Origin of the sequence: Cellulomonas sp. ACRRI (genome assembly GCF_022346185.1) — a bacterium.
Lineage (GTDB): Bacteria > Actinomycetota > Actinomycetes > Actinomycetales > Cellulomonadaceae > Cellulomonas.
The window spans coordinates 1-1,165 of sequence record NZ_JAKRMS010000264.1 but is presented as its reverse complement, the minus strand read 5'-3'; the positions used below and the strand labels follow the sequence as shown (position 1 = coordinate 1,165).

Here is a 1,165-nt window from a genome sequence, read left to right as displayed (position 1 = left end):
GCTCGGGGCGGGCTGGGCCGGGTTCGCGGAGGTCATGGCTCCACCGTCCGCCGGGTCGGGCGCCTCGGCAACCGGAAGCCCAGCATGCTGACTTCCGGTGACGCGTCCCCAGGGTGCGGGCGGGGTGCTTGCGCGCGGGTCGAACACGTGTTCGAATCGACGCATGCGGTGGGACGGGCAGAAGATCGCGGTGGAGGCGGCGCAGGCGCTCCCGGGCCTCGCGCTGGCCGGGCACCAGCGGTCGGTGCGCACCCCGGAGTTCGCGGGGGTGACGTTCCACGAGGTGCACGCCAGGTCGGCGCTGAACAAGGTCCCGGAGGCCTCGGCCATGCCGTTCCGGTGGACCGTCAACCCGATGCGCGGCTGCCTGCACGCGTGCACCTACTGCTTCGCCCGCCCGACCCACGAGTACCTCGGCCTCGACCCGGACGAGGACTTCCAGACCCAGATCGTCGTCAAGACCAACGTGGTCGAGGTGCTGACCGCGGAGCTGCGCCGGCCGTCCTGGCGGCACGAGCACGTGGCGCTCGGCACCAACACCGACCCGTACCAGCGGGCCGAGGGCCGGTACGCCCTGATGCCCGGGATCATCGGCGCGCTCGCCCACTCCGGCACCCCGCTGTCCCTGCTGACCAAGGGGACGCTGCTGCGCCGGGACATCCCGCTGCTCACCGACGCGGCGGGGGAGGTCGGCGTCAGCGTCGCGGTGTCGCTCGCGATCGGCGACGAGGACCTGCAGCAGGCGATGGAGCCGGGCACCCCCACGCCCCGCGCCCGGCTCGGGCTGATCCGCGCCGTCCGGGAGGCGGGGCTGGAGTGCGGCGTGCTGGTCGCGCCGGTCATGCCGTGGCTCACCGACTCGACGGCGCACCTCGACGGCCTGTTCCGCGACCTGGCGGAGGCGGGTGCGTCGTGGGTGACCACCATCCCGCTGCACCTGCGCGGCCCGGTGCGGCCGCTGATGCTGTCCTGGCTCGCCGAGCACCGGCCGGAGCTCGTGCCGAACTACCGGCGGCTGTACGCGCGCGGGGCGTACGTGCCCGAGGAGTACCGCCGCTGGCTGTCCGAGCGGGTGCGGCCGCTGCGCCGGCGGTACGGGCTGCACGGTCCCGGGGCCGCACCGGCGGAGGGGGCAGGGTCCCGGGACCGTGCAGCCCGTACCGCC

Annotated in this window: 1 protein-coding gene; it reads left to right on the top strand. The window is 74.8% G+C overall.

Annotation, left to right across the window (positions count from 1 at the left end; translation table 11 throughout):
* Nucleotides 1-163: 163 nt before the first annotated feature.
* Nucleotides 164-1,165, top strand: a 1,002-nt coding sequence (locus tag MHY85_RS21065) for an Rv2578c family radical SAM protein (RefSeq protein WP_239200423.1), incomplete at its 3' end; no start/stop codon positions are given.